Origin of the sequence: Streptomyces sp. NPDC002809, assembly GCF_040295435.1 — a bacterium.
Classification (GTDB): Bacteria; Actinomycetota; Actinomycetes; order Streptomycetales; family Streptomycetaceae; genus Streptomyces.
In genome coordinates this window covers 1-18,170 of the sequence record NZ_JBEOVJ010000120.1, presented here as the reverse complement: position 1 = coordinate 18,170, position 18,170 = coordinate 1, and the positions used below count along the sequence as shown (strand labels likewise).

Below are 18,170 nucleotides of genomic sequence, written 5' to 3'. Positions count from 1 at the left end.
CAGGCACAAGATCAGCAGACACCCACCAAATCCTGCCGATCCAACTTCCAACTGCCAAGCCACCACACCGATCTCATTCTGAAATGATCAGTTAGTTGTGACAGCCACCAAGCTGCGCTCGGCGGAGATGATGTGTGAGGGCGAGCAAGCCTCTGCCGAGCGATGGCCAGGCCTCCGGCGCCACCCCGGAGAAGACCTACAGCCGAGTCGCCTTCCTGCGCAAAGTCTCATGCGGCGGACGGCCAACCCGGCTTCGACGGAGGGCGGTACAAGACACTCAACACTTTCGTACGGGCCGTCAACCGCTTGAAGAAGTACCGGGGGTTGCCACCGGATGCGCCAAGCGAGGCTACGTCTTCCTCGGCACTGTGACAGCGGCTGCCCTCGTTATCTGGCTACGAACGTGACCGCTCGGACAGGTCCTCGTCATCAGTGAAGGGATACATGTCGGCATAGGGGTCGGGCTCGCCGGTTTGCGGGTCCAGCCCGGCCACAAGCCGTCGACGCTGCGCGCGCCAGCTGACGAAAGTGTCTGTCCGCTTCCAGAGGGACGCATCGCCGAGGGGGCAGGCGTTGAACCGGCCCAGCATCATGCGGGTGATGAACTGGACCATGCCGCAGTCGAACGAGGCCCAAGGCGACTCACCCCACAAGTGATGCCGACGCCAGGTTACGACAGGCCACTTGTCCGGATCGGGGTCGTTCATGAGCCACGCCATCTCGTTGGCATTCATCCCGGAGCCCCAGGGCAGAACGGCATCCGCACCGAACGTTGCGCCCGGGACGCCTGCATCCTCATCCCAGAGCTCACGTAGGCCGACTGTCATGCTTCCGATGTGACACGCTTCCCACCCGCGCACGTCACTCGGGAGCGGAGGCAATATGACGAGCTCTCCGATATCGCCCACGCCGTACGTGTCCAGCAGAGCCTTGTAGTCACTCGGCAGTCCGGTGCCCAGCGCAGCCTCGGCCGCATTCCAGTCGATCCGCTCGCCACCGGCCAGGTCCGCCGGTACAAGATCGAGCAGTACAGCCACGTCAGGATGCATGCCCATGGCGGATTACCTCCTTGAGTAGCATGAGTAGGTGGTCAGGAACCATAGTTGTGCGGACTGACACTGTTGCCCGGAGCAGCCGGTCGGCGGTGCAGTGAACCCGGTCGATATGGGCACGGATGGGGCGACTGCCGAATGCAGAGGGTGAGAACCATTTGCTGGCGACCGCACCGACATGCCCGCCGAGGCAGACGATCGCGACCTGCAGGCAGAGGATGCTGCCGGTCCTGCGGCACACGAACATATCGAGAGGCGAGCACCCCAACCAAGAGCATGGTCGGCCGGACAGGGGCTGGAGTTGCCTCATGGCGACGGGCGCATACGGGCGCAACGAGGTCAAGCTCCGCACCAAGGTCGGGCGAAGCGCCGGCAGGCCTGGCGTCCCACGCTCGCGATGGTGTTCAAGCCGGTCGAGTCCGCTCGGGCGCGATGGCGCGCGTTCACCGGAGCCCACCTGGTGTCCATGGCCGCCCACGCGGGCGCACGATTCGAGAACGGCGTCCTGGTCGAGCGCGAGGAGCCGGCGCTGGCCGAGGATCTCTCGGGCCTGCCGACCACGTACATCGACGCAGGCTTCGCAGAGGTCTTCCGCGACGAGGACACCGACTACGCCACTCGCATCTGGGCGGAGGGCGGCCAGGTCGAACTCCACGTCTGGGCGGGTGGTTTCCACGGCTTCGACGTCCTGTACCCGCAGGCACACATCTCGATCACAGCCCGCCGAACCCGCATGGACTGGCTCGCCCGGCTCCTCGAACTCCGCCACATAGCGCCGCCGGCTCCGGCCGATGGTGACAGGCCATAGCGTTCACGGAGGGTTCCGTACGGCGCGGAGGCCCGCGACCGGTTCGAAGGCAAGGCGCGGATGGCCGGGGCGGAGCGAGGGCTGGACAGGAACCGTGATCTCGGCGCCTTGCTGGAGCAGGAACCGGACCGCCGCGAATGGCACCCTCAGTACGGCACACACATCGCGGACCTGCCCTTGCCCGCGTACGAGCATCAGCCTCAGGTCCGCAGGGCGCAGGAAGGAAAGACCACGTGGATCAGCCGCCGACAGACCCCGCCCCCGGCGAGCCCGAGCAGCAGGCGCTGTTCGCGTGGTCGGAACTGGACCCGGACCAGGAATCGGGCCCGGACCCGGACCCGGACCCGGATCAGGGAACGTCCGCGGTGTTCCGGGACACCCCGGAGGCGCGCCGGATGCTCGACGTGCGGGAGGTCTACGCCGAGCCGGCGGCGCTGGACTCCCCGCGGGGCCGGCAGATCATGTCCCGGGTACCGGGAGCGCGCGTGACCGAGGTCGCGAGTCACTGGCGTATCCCCTCCCTGCACGGCAACGACGGCAACATCTCCCGATGGGTCCGCATCAAATCGGAGACGCTCGTCCTCGGGGTGAAGCACACGCTCCGGACCCGCCCCAACGGCCGGTCGGCCGACTGGATCGCCCCCGGCGCCTCCAACGGGTGCGCGATGGCGTGCGCCTACTGCTACGTCCCCCGGCGCAAGGGCTACGCCAACCCCATCACGCTGTTCACCAACATCGAGGCGATCGTGGCCCACGTCCGCCGCCACGTACGGGCCCAGGGGCCGAAGACGGAACCCAACCAGTGCGACCCCGAGGCGTGGGTCTACGACATCGGCGAGAACGGCGACTGCTCCGTCGACGCGTTGGTCAGTGACAACACGGCCGATCTCATTGCCGTGTTTCGCGGCCTGCCGACGGCGAAGGCTTCCTTCGCGACGAAGTTCGTCAATCCTGACCTGCTGGCACTCGATCCCCAGGGGCGCACCAGGGTGCGCTTCTCCCTCATGCCGCCCGAGGATGCCCGGCTGCTGGACATCCGTACCAGCCCGGTCGCCGAGCGCATCGCCGCGGCTGCCGACTTCCTGGATGCAGGCTACGAGGTCCACTTCAACCTCTCGCCCGTCGTCCTGCGACCGGGATGGCAGCGCGACTGGGCCGACCTGTTCACTCACCTCGACGACGTGCTGCCCGCCCGCGTGAAGCGGCAGGCGGCGGCCGAGATCATCATGCTGACCCACAACGAGGGGCTCCACGAGGTCAACTTGGGCTGGCATCCCCGCGCCGAGGAGGTGCTGTGGCAGCCGGCCGCCCAGGAGACCAAGCGCTCGCAGAACGGAGCACTCAATGTCCGCTACTCCCTGGAGATCAAGCGGCAGTCGTTGACACGGGTCCAGCAGCTGCTGGCCACGCACGCACCGTGGCTGCGCGTCAGGTACGCCTTCTGAGGACGGATACCCGACAGCTCTCGGTGCCGTCGGTCCGGACGGGGTTGCCGCAGGCCGCCCGCTCGTGGCAGCGGGGTCAGCTCCAGCGACAACTGCCTTGTCTCCGGCAACAGTTCCCACCGCGCGGTGGCCACAGTGCGCTCCTGCTGCCGGAAGGCGGCGAGTGTTCGGTGCGCGGTCCATGCCCTGTCGAACGCCGCCTCGCGGCGCTCCGCGGCACGAGGCCAACACGGTGATCTTCCGCCATGCGGCGATCTTGTGGGCGCAGACGCCGGAGCAGGGAGGGGACTGACCTGCAGACCGCCGGGCTGGCCAGGACGACATAGCTGCCTCGTCCGGCCGGACGGCAAGGGCGGTCGCCCGAACACCGGGGTGACCGCCCTCGTCGTGGAGTTCACGGGGCTACGGTTACGCGCATGACAATTCTGGTCGTTGGTGGTTCCGGCTTCCTGGGGTGCGAGCTGGTCCGGCAGGCGAGAGCGGCCGGGCATGCGACGGTGGCGACCTATGCGACCGGGCGGGGCACCGCCTCGCCGAGCGCGTGGCGCCATCTGGATCTGCGGGACGCGGGGAGTTCGGACGCGTTGATGGCCGAGGTGAACCCGCGCGTCGTCATCAATGCATCGAGCGGCGGGGCTGACTGGGCGGTTACCGCAGAGGGTCCGCTCCGGCTCGCGACAGTCGCGGCGAAGCGTGGAACCCGCATGGTTCACGTGTCCACCGACGCCGTGTTCTCCGGTGTCGGCCGGGTTCACTACGACGAGTCCGCATTCCCGGACCCCGTCACCCCGTACGGCGCAGCCAAGGCCGCGGCGGAGACCGGGGTCCTCGCCGTGCATCCGAACGCGGTCGTTGCCCGCACGTCGCTGATCGTCGGCCACGGCCGTTCCGTGCACGAGCTACTGGTGCACCAGCTCATCGCCGGCACCGTTGACGGCGCCCTGTTCACCGACGACATCCGCTGCCCGGTCCACGTCTCGGACCTGGCGGCCGCCCTTCTGGAACTGGCGTCGAGCGACGCAACGGGCATGCGCCATCTCGCGGGGTCCGATGCCCTGAGCCGCTACGAACTCGGCGTCCTCATCGCCAAGCGCGACGGTCTCGACGCGTCCCGTCTGCCCAAGGCCCTGCGGGCCGACAGTGTTGTTCCCGGCCCCCTTGACGTCCGCCTCGACAGCCAGGCGACTCAGAGGCAACTGCGCACCGCACTGCGCGGTGCCCGACAGTTCTTGAAGGCGGCCGGCCAGGCGTCCTCGGCCGCCCCGGCCTGAGGACGCCCGGCGGTGCCTCCGCAAAGCTGGTGCTGCCGCCCCTCACGACACCGAACCGTCGTGGAGTCAGGGCACGCGTCAGGCCAGGACGGGAAGCGATGCCAGCCCGCGACCGAGGCGGGTGCCCTGCTCTTCCTGTTGGTCAGATGGCGCGGCAAGCCGGATTTCGGGAAACCGAGCAGGTGGCTGTGCGCCGTGCTCGTCGAAGGCTGGTGCGGGGGCGGTCCCCAGGGTGGAGAACAGGCGCGTCTCCCACACTTGCGGCGTGGAGAGACAGGGGGGCCGCACCCGGTGCCCCGGGGTCCGTTGCCGCGGTCTCGACAGTGATCGCTCCATGGGCGGGGCAACTTCATGGCCTTGCACGTGTACGAACGTATGGGGTGAGGCCCCTGTCGTGCGGCCAGGCATCCGCCGCCCCCGGGGTGGTGACAACGCTGCCCCGGGGGTGGTGACCGCCGCCCCCGGGGCGGTGACAACGCCGCCCCGGTGGTGGTGGCCACGCTGCCCCCGGGGCGCGTGCGGCTGTCAGGCGGACGGTGTCACTGACGCCGTGTCCCCTGATCGTTCCGTGGTGGGACGGTCTCCCCGATGATGACGCGGGGCGCCGGCGGGGAGCTGGTGTCCCGGGTGTCCTGGTCCTTCAGGGACCTGGCTTCGGCCTTGAGGATGCGTGCCGACCTGCCCGCACTGCGAAGCAGTTCGGGCAGCTTCTTCACGGAGAGCACCAGGACGACCACGACCAGGACTACGCCCATCTCGCTGATCCCGAACATGGTCAGTCCTCGCCGCCCTCTTCCTCGTCGTCCCCCTCGAAGAAGTCTCCGATCTCGTCGACGACTTCGGCAGCCACCATGCCTCCGATCACGCCTACTGCGACCCCGGCGGCGCCCGCCGCGACGACCGTGCCCATGCCGGGACCGGAACGGTGGCCGCTGTCGTGCTGATGGTGATTGCCGTGGTGGCCGTAGCCGTGCCCGTGGTCCTGCCCGTGCTCGGCGTGCGTGCCGTAAGCCGCCCGGTGCTCGACGAGCTGCCGGATCCAGCCGTCGACCAGGGCGTTCCAGTCCTGGTGCGGGACGCCGCCCTGGCTGACGGTGAACCGGGTGACCGCGTCGTGTCCGTCGGAGAACAGCCCGCCGCGCTTGTCGGCCTCCAGGATCACCTCCATGTCACCGGGCGTGGCGAGGAAGGTCAGCTCGATCTCGTTGACCGTGTGCGCGTACTGCGGGGACGGGGCCAGCTCGATCTCCTGGTAGAAGGGCAGCTGTTGGCCGGTGCCGGCGATGCGGCCGTATTCCAGGTCGGCGGATCGGAAGCCGAAGCCGAGCTGCCCGAGGGCTTCGAGGATCGCTTCCTGCACCGGGAGCGGGCCGACGACGAGCGGATCGAGATCGCCCTTGTCCTTGGCGCCGGCCACCGAAAGTTCGGTGCGCACACCCAGGACGATGCCGAGCCCTTGCCCGTACAGCTCGGTGACCGGGGTCTCCCAGGGCAGCGTCACCGTGAACGGAACGTTGTGTTCCGCGCCCGCCGGCAGCCGGAAACCGCCGCCGATCACGAACCGGTCGAAGAGGACGGTGCCGTGGCTCTCACCGTCCTCGTGCTCGGCCTCGACCCTGGCGACGAGCTCCAGCGTGATGTGTTCGATGTCGAAGTCGTCTGTTCCGCCCAGGAGATGGACCTGGCCGGAAAGGGAACCACCGGGGGTGGTGACCCCCGGGGTGAGGACGGTATCGACGGTCGGGCCGCCCACACCGAGTGAACCGAGCAGTCGTTTGAACACCATCGAGGCGTTCACTCCCTTTTGTGCGTACGGAGGTCATGACGGGTTTGCAGATGTCGGATGCACCGGATACGCCGAATGCATCAGTGACGGCTTCCCTCGTTCTACGGGCGCGTAGAAGCATATGGGTGGTGGATGTGTCACCGGGGACTCCGGGCGGGGTGGCCGCGTGAACGTCCGAAAAAGATCGCCCAGCGGCCTGGGCAGGCGCTTGACGAGCAGGTTTTGCTGTGCTTTTACCATTGCCGCAGGGGGTGGAGATCGCGACACGGCCGACTGGTCGAGGGGGAGTGGCTGAGCCGCTTCCCGTCGGCGAGCGGCCGGGTGACCGCCGCTGCCCGCGGTCCTCGGCGGCTCGCTCGGGTCGGCCTTGCTGTGGCTGCCCGACGTGGGCTGGGGTGCGGTGGGTGTCATCGTGGTCGCTCTGGTTCTCGCGGTGGAGCGTACGGTGCTTGCCGTGGTGGATCTGGTGCGTGCGGGCAGGGGCGACCGGCGGGCGCCTGAGCTGCATTTCGCTGGGACGAAACTCCCGCCGGGGTCCACTCATGGCCGGAAGGTTCCTGGTCCTTGAGGTGATCCGCCTGGATGGCGGCGCTGGGCGGTGGGCCCGCAGGCGCCGCCGGCAGGGTGGCCGGCGGCGCCCGGGGCCCGGGGGTGGTGGCGTGGGGGTCAGTCGGTCAGTCGCCGCTTGCCGAGCTGTCCGGCGACCGCCGGGTCCCGGTGGTCGAAGAACAGTGAGGTGCCGGTGTCCAGTGCGGCGATGGAGGCCATCTGGTCGTCGGTGAGTTCGAAGTCGAACACGTCGAAGTTCTCCGCCATGCGGTCGGCGCGCACGGACTTGGGGATGGTGACGATGCCGCGCTGGACGAGCCAGCGCAGGACCACCTGGGCGACGGACTTGCCGTGTGCCTTGCCGATGCCGCTCAGGACCGGGTTCGTGAAGAGGTCGTTCTTGCCCTCGGCGAATCCGCCCCAGGACTGGATCTGGACGCCGTGCTCGCGCATGACGTCCTGGTCGGCGGTGCGCTGGAAGAACGGGTGGGTCTCGATCTGGTTCACCGCAGGCGTCACGTCGTTGTTGCTGATGAGGTCGACGAGCCGGTCGGGGTAGAAGTTGGCGACGCCGATCGCCTTGATGCGGCCGTCGTGGTGGATCGCCTCCATGGCCCGCCACTGCCCGTACACGTCGCCGAAGGGCTGGTGCATCAGGTACAGGTCGAGGTAGTCGAGGCCGAGCTTGCGCAACGACGTGTCGAAGGCGCGCTTGGCGTTCTCCTCGGCGGGTGCGTCCTGGATCCACAGCTTGGTGGTGACGAACAGCTCCTCGCGCGGGACACCGCTCTTCTTGATGGCGCGGCCGACGGCTTCCTCGTTCCCGTACGCAGCCGCGGTGTCGAGCAGCCGGTAGCCGGCGGCGAGGGCATCACTGACGGTCCGTTCGGTGTCCTCCGGCGGGATCTGGAAGACGCCGAAGCCGAGGATCGGCATCGTGACGCCGTTGTTCAGGGTGACGGTCTGCACGGGTTTCTCCTACGTGTCGTGGGGGGTGTGGTCGGTCAGAAGGTGATGAGGGCTTTGAGGACGCGGCGTTCTGCCATGTCCTGGTAGGCGCCGGGGACCTCGTCCAGGGAGACGGTCCGGTCGAAGACGCGTCCCGGCCGGATCGTTCCGTCGAGGACGTCGGGCATCAGGTGCTCGATGTAGGCGCGGGCCGGGGAGACGCCGCCGGTGAGGGTGATGTTCCGCATGATCATGGAGGTCCCGATGGGGCCCTCCTCGTACTGCGGCATGCCCAGACGGCTGATGGTGCCGCCGTCGGTGACGGCGGCGAAGGCCGTGTCCAGGCCCTGGCGCGCACCGACGGCCTCGATCACCCTGTCGACGCCGACCCCGGCGGTCAGGTCGCGTACGCGGGCGACGCCTTCCTCTCCGCGCTCGAGGACCACGTCGGTGGCTCCGAAGTCGCGGCCCAGGCCGGTGCGGTCCGTGTGCCGGCCCATGAGGATGATCCGCTCCGCGCCGAGGCGCTTGGCGGCGATCACCGTGCACAGGCCGACCGCTCCGTCCCCGATCACCAGGACGGAGTCGCCGCGGGAGACACCGGCCGTGGTGGCGCCGTGGTGTCCAGTGCCCATCACGTCGGACAGCGCCAGCAGGGAGGGCAGCAGCGGTGAGTCCTCGCCGACCGGGAGCTTGACCAGGGTGCCGTCGGCCTGAGGTACGCGGACAGCCTGGCCCTGACCCCCGTCCACGCCGTCGAGCCCGTACCGGCCGCCGTGGCGACAGGAGGACTGCAGCCCTTTGGCGCAGTAGTCGCAGGTGTTGTCGCAGTAGGTGAACGAGGTGACGACCAGGTCGCCCGTCCTGATGCCGGTGACACCGGAGCCGGTCTCCTCGACAACGCCGAGAAACTCGTGACCCATAGGGCGGCCGGTGTCCGTCTTCGGCATGGACCTGTAGGGCCACAGGTCGCTGCCGCACACGCACGACAGGACGGTCCGCACGACTGCGTCGGTGGGCTGCTGAATCCTTGGATCGGGCCGGTCCTCGATCCGTACGTCGCCGGCTCCGTACATCACTGCTGCGCGCATGGGGTGGTGCTCCTATGGGGGAGTCTTCCGCCATTGCGGAAGAAGGGGGGCGGGGTTCGCTCTGGTACCGGCCATGCCGCACGGAGATTCATTTCCGGTCCGGCGTCAGGCCGACGGAAGCGCACGCCGGCCGGCCCGGCGCCGGGCGGCGGAGGCACACGTCAGCGTTCGAGCATCTGCTGCTGGGCCGCGGTGTGCGTGTCGCCCGCGGCCGGGGGCAGGCTGCTGAGCTTGTCGAGTTGTTCGACGGTCAGCTCTACGGCGTCGGCGGCGGTGTTCTCCTCGACCCGGGTCACGCGCTTGGTGCCGGGGATCGGAGCGATGTTGTCGCCCTGCGCGAGCAGCCAGGCCAGGGCGACCTGCGCCGGGGTGACGCCGGCCTCCGCAGCGATGGCCTTGACCTCGTCCGCCAGGCGCAGGTTGCGCTGGAAGTTCTCTCCGGTGAAGCGCGGGTTGTCGCGGCGGAAGTCGGACTCGTCGAACTGGTCGGCGGAGCGGATTGTGCCGGTCAGGAACCCGCGGCCGAGCGGCGAGAAGGGCACCAGGCCGATGTTCAGCTCGCGCAGTACCGGCAGGACCCGGTCCTCCAGGCCCCGGGTCCACAGGGAGTACTCCGACTGGACGGCACTGACCGGTTGGACGGCGTGCGCACGGCGGATGGTGTCCGGGCCGGCCTCGGACAGGCCGAACGCACGGACCTTGCCCTCGGCGATCAGCTCGCCCACCGCGCCGGCCGTCTCCTCTACGGGAGTGTTCGGATCGACCCGGTGCTGGTAGTAGAGGTCGATGTGCTCGGTGCCGAGGCGCTTCAGCGAGCCTTCGACGGCGATGCGGATGTTGGCCGGGCTGCTGTCCAGGTTCCACGGACCCTCGCCGGCGTGTGAGACGAGACCGAACTTCGTCGCCAGCACGACCTTGTCGCGGCGGCCCTTCAGCGCCCGGCCGAGAAGTTCCTCGTTGGTGTACGGGCCGTAGATCTCCGCGGTGTCGATCAAGGTGACACCGAGCTCCAGAGCGCGGTGCACGGTGCGGACCGCCTCCGCCTCATCCGTCCCGGAGCCCGTGTACCCGTGTGACATCCCCATCGCCCCCAGGCCGATCCGGGAGACTTCCAAGTCGCGCAATTTGATGTATTTCATAACCATTTATCCCTTCTGCCGCTTTCTTGCTTCAGTCTGCTGTGCGACAGCGCTCGTCTCCCCGCTCACACGCGGGTAGCGGGCCGGAGCAGGAAACTCGTCGCAGGTAGTGAGGAAGATCGCAGCGGCTGCGATGAACAGGCTGGTGCGATCCGTTCCGTGGACCGTCTTGGTGGGGGCGGCGGGCGTCCAAGGGCGCTCCTGCCTGGCGGAGGTGAGTGGGTGACGCCATCCACCGTGCCCCCTGGCGCGCCGTACAGGCAGGCCGGGTTCTGCCGGGGAGCGGCCAGCGGGGGTGTGACAGGTCCCCCCTGGCGCCTGCCACTCCGGTGACTGCTGGGCGAGACTGGTGGCATGGCATCCGAGCAGACCAGTGGCGGCGAGCTGGGGCGATTCCTGCGCGCCCGTCGCAATCAGACCAGTCCCGGGAGCGCGGGCCTCACCCCGGGCCCAGGCGTGCGCCGTACTCCGGGACTGCGTCGGGAGGAGCTCGCCACGGTTGCCGGGATCAGCATCGACTACTACACCCGCATCGAGCGTGGCAAGGAAACCCGGCCCAGCCCCGCGGTCATCGACGCCCTCGCCCGGGCCCTGCACCTCGACGACGACGAACACCACCACCTGCGCGAGCTCGCCGTACGCGCTGCGCACTACGCTCCCGAGCCGCCGCCCCCGCCGAGCCGGACCGTTCGCCCGCACCTGAAGCTCCTGCTGGAGGCGATGCGGCCCAACCCCGCCTACATCGTCAGCCGCAGCATGGACCTGCTCGCCTGGAACCCCGGTGGCCTGGCTCTGTACGCCGGGATGGCCGACTGGCCCGCCAAGCAGCGGAACCTGGCCCGCTACATGTTTCTCCACCCCACGGCACGGCAGCTCTTTCCCGACTGGGACACCCAGGTCCGGGGCTGTGTCGCCCGTCTGCGGGCCGAAGCGGGAATCAATCCCGACGCCCCCGACCTCACCAACCTGGTCGGCGAGCTGCTGCTCAAGAGCCCCGACTTCGCCAGGCTGTGGGAACGCTACGAAGTCATCGGCAGGAAGAAGATCGAGAAGACCTTCCACCACCCCCAGGTCGGCGAGCTGACTCTCAGCGGCCAGAGCATGAACCTCGACGGCACACCCGGCCAACGCCTCGGCGCCTACACCGCTGAACCCGGATCCCCTGACCATGACGCCATGCTCCTGCTCGACATGACCGCAGCCCAGCCGACCACGCAACCGGACGCGGATACCGGCCCGTCATGGCGTACCCGGCCCTGACAGGACGTTGCGAGTGGCCTCACGTGGGTCACGCAGCGGATCCGGGACAGCCGGGACTCCGGCCGCGGTCCGATGTGACGTCGGCCCGGACGACCCCCATGAGGGCGTCGGTGCGCGCGCACCTGCCGTCCGCGGTCCCGCCCCTAGAGGCGGGACCGCGGACGGGCCGTCGCACCCACGTCCGCCGCGGTCGAACGCGCCGCGCGGCAGGCACGCCGGGTTCAGGCGGCCGGCTGTGCCGCGGGGTGGCTCCGCCAGGCATGGCCGAGGGCCGCGTAGCCCTGACCGGTGAGCAGGTGTTCGGCGGGAGCGAGGTCTGCCAGGCGGGGATCGTCGGAGACGGCCCGGTCCAGGACGTCGAGCAGGGCCATCGGCGTGATGGAGACCAGCGCGAGCGCGTAGTTCAGGGGGAAGAGCAGGTACTGCCCGATCGTGCAGACCACGACCACGGCGACGGTCCACCACGGGCCCGGATCGAGGCAGGCAGCAGCACCGGATCCGACATCGTGCAGCCCTGCATCGAACACCTCCCCACCCGCACGGAGACCCCCGAAAGCACCTGGCCGGGTTCGTCCGCGTGCGGGTGCGTCCCGGGCAGTGCGAGAACGTGACCGTCGAGATCGACCGCAGCCGCCGCCTCTCCTACTGGGACGAGGGCAGGAACCGCTGGGTGACACCCACCGGCAAGGTCCGCGTCTACGGCGGGCGCTCGGCCGCCGACATCGCACTCGCGGGCACCGTCACCGTCTCCTGACGGCGCCCCCACACCCCCACCGAGTGGTCAAGTCATGCGGAGTCCGTGACGGTGGGGGAAGTGGGGTGCGGGATGCTGCCGGTGGGTGCGTACTGGGCGGCTTGTGCATCGAACATCGCGGCGTAGCGGCCGCGGGCGGCCATGAGTTCGTCGTGGCTGCCCTGTTCGGCCAGGCGTCCGTGGTGCAGGACGTAGACGCGGTCGGCGTGGCGAACGCCGGACATGCGGTGGGTGACGAGAACGACGGCCCGGTGCGGGGAGGCGAGGCGGCGGATGCGGTCGAACGCTTCGATCTCGGCCTCCGGGTCGAGCGCGGAGGTGGGTTCGTCCACGATGAGCACGCTGTCCGCCCGCGACGTCGAGCTACGCCAGTGGGTGCGGGCCAGCCCCATCTTCTGCCATTCACCGCCGGACAGTTCGATGGCTCCGCGGAACACCCTGGCCAGCAGGCTCTGCAGGCCGTCGGGGAGCTTGGCGATGACGGGAACGGCTCCCGCGTAGTCGACGGACGGCTGTAAGTCGTCCAACGAGGCGGCATGGGCGGGACGGCCGAGCCGGATGTTCATCGCGGCGGTCACGGGCCAGCGTTGGAAGTCCTGGGTGAGCAGAGCCACGCGCTCGAAGACCTGGGCGCGGTCGAGACCGGCGACGTCCGCATCGCCCCATCGCAGGGACCCGGCCTGAGGCAGGAGCAGCCCCGAGAGAACCTTCATCAGAGTGCTCTTGCCTGAGCCGTTCTCACCGACCACGGCGGTGACCGAGCCCATGGGCAGCGTGAGCGACACACCGTCCAGTGCCGGGCTCTCACAGTCGGGATAGCGGTAGCTGACCGCGTCGAGGACGATCTCCTCGACGCGGTCGGGGACGGGGGCGCCGCCCTCGGGGATGGCGCGCCGGGCGGCCTGGGCCAGAAAGCGCGAGTGATCCCGGACGTACAGGGACTCCTCGTGCAGCTGGTTCACGTTCATCACCAGCGCGCCCAGGCTCGCCGAACCGGAGCGGACCGCGATGACCGCGGTGCCTGCCACGGCCAGACTCATGTGCCCGCTCATGATCAGCCAGAACATGGTCCCGTACGTCGCGGCCATCGCCAGCCCGGACAGTCCGGCAGCGACCCATTCGGTGAGGGCCTTGCTGGATGCCAGGCGCTCCTGCTCTGCTTCGGCGCTCTCGGCCATGCGCCGGTAGCGGCTGAGGAGGAAGCCGCCCACTGCGTGGATGCGCACTTCCTGGGCCGCGGTGCGTTCGGTGAGCAGGTTGCCGATGAGACGGCTGGCCCGCACATGTTCGATCCAGCTCATCACCGACACGTAGCGTTCCTGCGCCACGCGCATGGCCCCCCAGCCGCGTGGGGCCGCGATGAGGACCAGCATGGGCAGCAGGGTCCAGTCGAGGACGCTGAGCACGCCTGCGGTGGCGATCAGCGAGATGATTCCGTTCAGCGCCGAAACGCAGGAACCGATCATGCGGCGGGCCGAGCTCGGGCCGTGCTGGGCGATGTCGACGAGCCTGCGGAAGTCGGGATCGTCGATCGCTTCGAGTTCCACGGACGCGGCGGCGGCCAGGTACTGGGTGGTGGCGATCCGTTCGACGAGCGGCTCCAGACGCCCGGCGCGGGAGGTGGACCAGGCTGCCAGGCCGGAGTTGACGACGGCGATGGCGGCTGCGGCGAGCAGACCGGGCACCAGGGCGTGCAGGCGTTGGGGGGCGTTGCCCGTACCGCCGAGCAGAGCATGCATGACGGAGTTGATGGCGAGCAGGCTGACGGCCGCGGCGATGCCTTGACCGATCTCGCAGACGGCCACCGCGACGAGTGCGCGACGGTCGGCCTTCCACGCCATTCTCAGCGTCGCGCCGACCAGCGCCGGCATGGAACGCAGTGCGGACATCATGGTCAGGTCGAGCGTGGCGTGCTCGTGCCGGGACCAGCCCATGTCGTAGCGCAGCGGTCCGCCGAACAGCTCCTGTTCGGCGTCGGAGACCTGTGGCTCCGCCATCTTCACGGGTCCGAAGAACCTCTTCACAGGGCGCCTCCCGCGCGTGGCCGGATCAGCCCTCTGTGCGAAGGGCCTTCGGTGGATGGTTGGAAGAGGGCGGCGGTGCGGGAGAGACAGTCCGGTGGGGACTTCCGCATCGGCACCCGGGGGAGCACTCCGTACGTGGCCGGCTCGGTGATGTCCGGTCCACCGGTCCAGGGCCCGGCCACATCAGCGATCAGTGACGGATGGATGCCGTTCATCGCCGTCCTTCCCGAGCGAGGCGCTCGACGGCTCTTCGGCCGCGAGCCGTGACGTGGCTGTCGCCGTGGCGCGGACCGTAGGAGAGGGCGCCGGCCGCGTCGGCCGCGGTGAAGGCCACCAGCGCCCGCTGCTCGATGTCGGAGAGGGGACGCCCGTATCCGGCGAACATCGCCGTGCGTAGTTCGGGGTGGTCCGGCCATACGGCGGTGGCGAGTTTGACGAAGTCGGCGACGAGGGGTCCTGGGGTGCTGCGCTCGTAGTCGATCAGGGCGCAACGGCGGCCGTTCCAGAGCATGTTGCGTTCCCAGAAGTCCCCGTGGAGAAACCCGGCCGGCAGTGGTCCCAGGCCCGGAAGGGTGTGGACGATGCGGCGGAGCATGTCGGCTTCGGCGCCGGACAGATGGTCGCCGGCAGCGGCAATGCGCCTCTCCAGCCCGGTGACCGTGGCCTCGACGGTGCTCGTCGCCTCAGCCTGGGCCGCATGATTCGGCAACGCTTGGTGGAGGAGGCGCAGGAGCCCGCCGGCCTGCTCATGTGCCACGCGGCGCCGTGCGGGTGCCGTCCCGCTCGTGAGTGGTTCTCCGTCCACCGCGGTGACGATCAGTGCGAGCAGCTGGGCCGAACTGTCCTTCAGGGCAAGAGCGTTGGCGTAGCCGAGTCGTGGGACGGCCTCGCGGTAGGCGCGTGTCTCGCGGGTGTGGAAGACCGGTTCGGGTGACACCTTCACGAAGTGGCGGCCGGTACGACCGGTCACCTCCCACACCTGTGAGTTCGTCCGCACGTGCGAGGTGTCCCGTACGGCCTGGAGCGGTCCCAGAACCGATGCCACCCATGCGGCCGTTGACGCGGGAAGGCTGGCGGATTCCGTCATGCCAGGTGCCTCTTGTCCGGTCGGGAGCCGTCGGTGAGGAGCCCGGTCCGGCTCCGGGCGAGGCGAATCGCGATGTCAGGGCGGTGAGCGGTGTTTTCGAACGCAGGATGAACGAGCGCAGGGCGGTGCAAGCGGTGCATGGGTACTCCTCGAGGCGCGAAACGGACAGGTGATCGGGTAACTGGGGATTTCCTGTCTCCGTAACGGGTGCGCGGGAGCGAAATCTAGAACGAGACTTCGAATAGCTGGGCATCCCTTGGCGTGGCTGAGGGGAGCTCGCCGTGATGCTGCGTTCGATCACTCCTGTGGGTCTGGGTACTTCCTCCGGGGGATTGCGGAGACGGGGCAGCGTGACGGCGCCGCGGTCGGGGGCTCATGGCGGCTGCTGCCGGGCGAGCCCGTTGCCGTTCGCAGGCGGACCTGGTGCGCGGGGAACACCGGGGCCTGGGGCAGGAGGGCTTCAGGTCGGTTCGCTCCTGGAACGGGTGGTCGTCCCCTTGCGAGCGCCCGGCCGTAGCACCCGCGCGTGGATAAGATCACCACCGCGGTGTCGCCCTGCCGGGAGAGTCCGGCTTCTGAGGCAGTGCCTCCGGGAGGAGGGCGATGAGATCCCCGAACGGGACGCGCGTGCTCGGCATCCTCATCGGAGTCGACGCAGGCAGCTCCACCGGAGGACAACGAAGGTCAGGTCGGCCACGGATCGGCCCGTCGGCCCAGCACGGGCAAGGCCAGGGAGACTCCCGCTCGTTCGGCCTTGCGGGTAAGGAAGTCCATGGTGGCCGGGAAGTCGTCGAGGAAGGCGCGGAAAGGTCTGAGGGGACGGTCGAGCGGGCGGAAGAAGTCGTCCCAGTGGATGGGGACGACGCGTCGGGCGCCGGTGGCCGTGACCAGCCGGTGCCAGTACTCCTCCCGGAAGGCCTCGTCCTGTACGCCGAGCGCCCCGATCCCCAGATACACGGTGTCCGCGTGGTGGCCGTCGAGGGCGCCGGGCAGGCTGTGAGCACTGGCATGGATCAGGAGCCGGCGTGTGTCGTGACGGACGTGGAGGGTGTAGCAGTCGCCGGTCCGGTAGTCGGTGGCGCGGGCCGGTGGACGCAGTGGCCGGTCGATCCGGCCGGGGGCGATGTCGCCCGGGCTGTGCCGGGCGGGCAGGGCGGTGAGGGTGAAGCGCCCGATCGTGAACGGGACGCCGGTGACGGCCGGTTGGAAGCGGTCATCGGGAAAGCCCTGCCCGCGGGCGATGTTGCGGGTGGAGGCGGAGCCGATGAGCCGGGCGTCCGTCACGGCGGCCACCTCGGGGGAGTCCAGCGCGTGGTCGTAGTGGGAGTGGACGACGAACACGGCGTCGAGGCGGTCGATCCCGGCCCGTTGCAGGCCGGCGGTGATGCGGGACCGGTCCGGTCGCAGACGGCCGAACCGCATGCGCAGGAGGCCGGGACGGCTGAAGAAGCCGTCGGTGAGGATCGCGGTGTCACCGTCGTCGAGCAGGAGCGTGGACACGCCGAGGAACACGGTGCGGGGTGCTCCTGGCCGCGGGGGCGCCGGCGGCTCGTACAGGTACGTCCACGGCGTCAGGCTGGGCGCCCGGAGGCCCCGCAGCACGGCTGTGGCGCGAGGGCCGCGGCGCTCAGTACCGGTGTCCATGCTTCGTCCTCGCGCAAGTAGCCATCCGGGCAGCGTAGATGATGCCCGAGGCTGGGCGCAGGGCCGGTGGGGATCGTCCGGGAGGGCGGCGCGATCGCGCCCTCCGACCACCGGTTCGTCGTTGCCGAGTGCGCCTGCCGCCGCAGGCGTCCGCCCACGGTGCGGCACCGGTCACCGCCGCCGCTCGCGGTGGTCTCAGCGGGTTCGGGGCGCTCCCGGCCGTTCGCGTTCGCGGCGCCGGCCCGCCGGCAGGGGACGGGGCGCGGAGCCGGGGACGACGGTGCTGGTCAGCGTGCCGATGCCCTCGACGGTCAGGCCGACGGTGTCACCCGGTCGCAAGGGGGGCGGCATCCGCTCGCCACGCAGGCCCCAGAGCTCCGCGAGGCAGCCGCCGTTGCCACAGGTGCCCGACCCGAGGATGTCGCCCGGGACGACACGGGTGCCGCGGGACGCGTACGCGGTCATCTCTTCGAAGGTCCAGCTCATATTGGAAAGCAGGTCCGTGCCGACCGTCTCACCGTTGATCTCGGCGGTGAGTGCCAGACGCAGGAAGCCGTCCGGATCCCGGTACGGCTCGAGCTCGTCGGCCGTGACGAGGTAGGGCCCCAGGCTCGTGGCGGTGTCCTTGCCCTTGCACGGGCCGAGGCCGACCTGCATCTCCGCCGACTGCAGATCGCGTGCGGACCAGTCGTTGAAGACGGTGTAGCCCACTATGTGCTCGCGGGCCTGCTCCGGGGTGAGGTCGCGGCCCTCGCGGCCGATGACGGCACCGACCTCGAGTTCGAAGTCGAGGACGGCCGAGCCGGGCGGCATGGGCACGTCCTGGCCGGGGCCGTGGACCGCGTGGGGATTGGTGAAGTAGAACGTGGGCGCCGCGTACCACTGCTCGGGCACGCCCGCGACGCCGTCGACCGAGCGGCGCACACCTTCGACGTGTTCCTCGAACGTGACGAAGTCCCGTATGGAGGGGGGCTGGAGGGGTGGCAGCAGACGTGTCCGTGAGACGTGGGGACCGGCCGGTGCATCGAGCGCCGCCGCACCCGCGGCGAGCAGTCCGGCAAGACCTTCGGTCTTCAGCAGCAGCATGACGAGCGAGGAAACGCCCGGCAGGGGGAAGAGGGTGCCGTCCTCCTCCACGACCGCCACTCGGTGCGCGTGCTGATGCTCGTAGGTGGCGAAACGCATGACAGGACTCCTGGAGGAGGGGGCGGCGTGCGCCTCGACCTCGTCGCGCGGCATCGCGTCACCTGGGCGTACGCCTCGCCCGTCTATCTCCTGGACATGCTGGACGTGCAGGCCCAGGCGCCCCGGG

The 18,170-nt window shown here is 69.5% G+C and carries 16 protein-coding genes; 5 read left to right on the top strand and 11 right to left on the bottom strand.

What is annotated here, in order from left to right:
• Window positions 1–395 precede the first annotated feature (395 nt).
• Window positions 396–1,055, bottom strand: a complete 660-nt coding sequence (locus ABT025_RS37145) for an SMI1/KNR4 family protein (RefSeq protein ID WP_351003091.1) — start codon at window positions 1,053–1,055, stop codon at window positions 396–398.
• 175 nt (window positions 1,056–1,230) lie between these two features.
• Here ABT025_RS37145 and ABT025_RS37140 point away from each other — a divergent pair, with 175 nt between their 5' ends.
• The 3 genes from ABT025_RS37140 to ABT025_RS37130 all read left to right on the top strand — a co-directional run bounded on the left by ABT025_RS37140 (window position 1,231) and on the right by ABT025_RS37130 (window position 4,576).
• Window positions 1,231–1,860, top strand: a complete 630-nt coding sequence (locus ABT025_RS37140; protein ID WP_351003090.1) for an alpha/beta hydrolase — start codon at window positions 1,231–1,233, stop codon at window positions 1,858–1,860.
• A 233-nt stretch (window positions 1,861–2,093) separates the two neighbouring features.
• Window positions 2,094–3,305 carry a spore photoproduct lyase family protein gene (locus ABT025_RS37135; RefSeq protein ID WP_351003089.1) on the top strand — a complete coding sequence of 404 codons (1,212 nt, stop codon included), beginning with the start codon at window positions 2,094–2,096 and terminating at the stop codon, window positions 3,303–3,305.
• A gap of 416 nt (window positions 3,306–3,721) precedes the next feature.
• Window positions 3,722–4,576 carry an SDR family oxidoreductase gene (locus tag ABT025_RS37130; protein WP_351003088.1) on the top strand — a complete coding sequence of 285 codons (855 nt, stop codon included), beginning with the start codon at window positions 3,722–3,724 and terminating at the stop codon, window positions 4,574–4,576.
• Window positions 4,577–5,115: 539 nt separating this feature from the next.
• On the opposite strand, the gene ABT025_RS37125 is transcribed toward ABT025_RS37130, so the two are convergent.
• From ABT025_RS37125 to ABT025_RS37105, 5 genes are all read right to left on the bottom strand, one after another.
• Window positions 5,116–5,349, bottom strand: coding sequence for a twin-arginine translocase TatA/TatE family subunit (locus ABT025_RS37125; RefSeq protein ID WP_351003087.1), 234 nt, complete (start codon window positions 5,347–5,349; stop codon window positions 5,116–5,118).
• 2 nt (window positions 5,350–5,351) lie between these two features.
• Complete coding sequence (locus tag ABT025_RS37120; protein WP_351003086.1) at window positions 5,352–6,362, bottom strand: sporulation protein; 1,011 nt, start codon at window positions 6,360–6,362, stop codon at window positions 5,352–5,354.
• Between the two features lie 666 nt (window positions 6,363–7,028).
• Window positions 7,029–7,880, bottom strand: a complete 852-nt coding sequence (locus tag ABT025_RS37115; RefSeq protein ID WP_351003085.1) for an aldo/keto reductase — start codon at window positions 7,878–7,880, stop codon at window positions 7,029–7,031.
• Between the two features lie 35 nt (window positions 7,881–7,915).
• A complete protein-coding gene (locus tag ABT025_RS37110) occupies window positions 7,916–8,950 on the bottom strand; it encodes a zinc-binding dehydrogenase (RefSeq protein WP_351003084.1) in 1,035 nt (344 codons plus the stop codon).
• 161 nt (window positions 8,951–9,111) lie between these two features.
• Window positions 9,112–10,089: an aldo/keto reductase gene (locus ABT025_RS37105; protein WP_351003083.1), complete on the bottom strand. Its 978-nt coding sequence runs from the start codon at window positions 10,087–10,089 to the stop codon at window positions 9,112–9,114.
• Window positions 10,090–10,443: 354 nt separating this feature from the next.
• Between ABT025_RS37105 and ABT025_RS37100 the strand changes: the two genes are divergently transcribed.
• Window positions 10,444–11,349: a helix-turn-helix transcriptional regulator gene (locus ABT025_RS37100; RefSeq protein WP_351003082.1), complete on the top strand. Its 906-nt coding sequence runs from the start codon at window positions 10,444–10,446 to the stop codon at window positions 11,347–11,349.
• A 221-nt stretch (window positions 11,350–11,570) separates the two neighbouring features.
• Here the strand turns inward: ABT025_RS37100 and ABT025_RS37095 are convergent, their stop codons facing one another.
• Window positions 11,571–11,876 (bottom strand): hypothetical protein, encoded by a 306-nt coding sequence (locus ABT025_RS37095; protein ID WP_351003081.1) that lies wholly within the window; start codon window positions 11,874–11,876, stop codon window positions 11,571–11,573.
• Here ABT025_RS37095 and ABT025_RS37090 point away from each other — a divergent pair.
• The gene (locus ABT025_RS37090) at window positions 11,846–12,103 is read left to right on the top strand and encodes a fibronectin type III-like domain-contianing protein (protein WP_351003093.1); all 258 of its coding nucleotides are present in this window, start codon (window positions 11,846–11,848) and stop codon (window positions 12,101–12,103) included. The two genes, ABT025_RS37095 and ABT025_RS37090, sit on opposite strands and share 31 nt — an antisense overlap.
• Window positions 12,104–12,135: 32 nt before the next feature.
• Here ABT025_RS37090 and ABT025_RS37085 read toward each other — a convergent pair whose 3' ends face one another.
• From ABT025_RS37085 to ABT025_RS37070, 4 genes are all read right to left on the bottom strand, one after another.
• On the bottom strand, window positions 12,136–14,100 hold the full coding sequence (locus tag ABT025_RS37085) for an ABC transporter ATP-binding protein (RefSeq protein ID WP_351003092.1): 1,965 nt from the start codon (window positions 14,098–14,100) through the stop codon (window positions 12,136–12,138).
• Between the two features lie 238 nt (window positions 14,101–14,338).
• Window positions 14,339–15,214: a phosphotransferase gene (locus ABT025_RS37080; RefSeq protein ID WP_351003080.1), complete on the bottom strand. Its 876-nt coding sequence runs from the start codon at window positions 15,212–15,214 to the stop codon at window positions 14,339–14,341.
• 684 nt (window positions 15,215–15,898) lie between these two features.
• A complete protein-coding gene (locus ABT025_RS37075; RefSeq protein WP_351003079.1) occupies window positions 15,899–16,858 on the bottom strand; it encodes an MBL fold metallo-hydrolase in 960 nt (319 codons plus the stop codon).
• A gap of 195 nt (window positions 16,859–17,053) precedes the next feature.
• On the bottom strand, window positions 17,054–18,043 hold the full coding sequence (locus ABT025_RS37070; RefSeq protein ID WP_351003078.1) for a fumarylacetoacetate hydrolase family protein: 990 nt from the start codon (window positions 18,041–18,043) through the stop codon (window positions 17,054–17,056).
• Window positions 18,044–18,170: the final 127 nt, after the last annotated feature.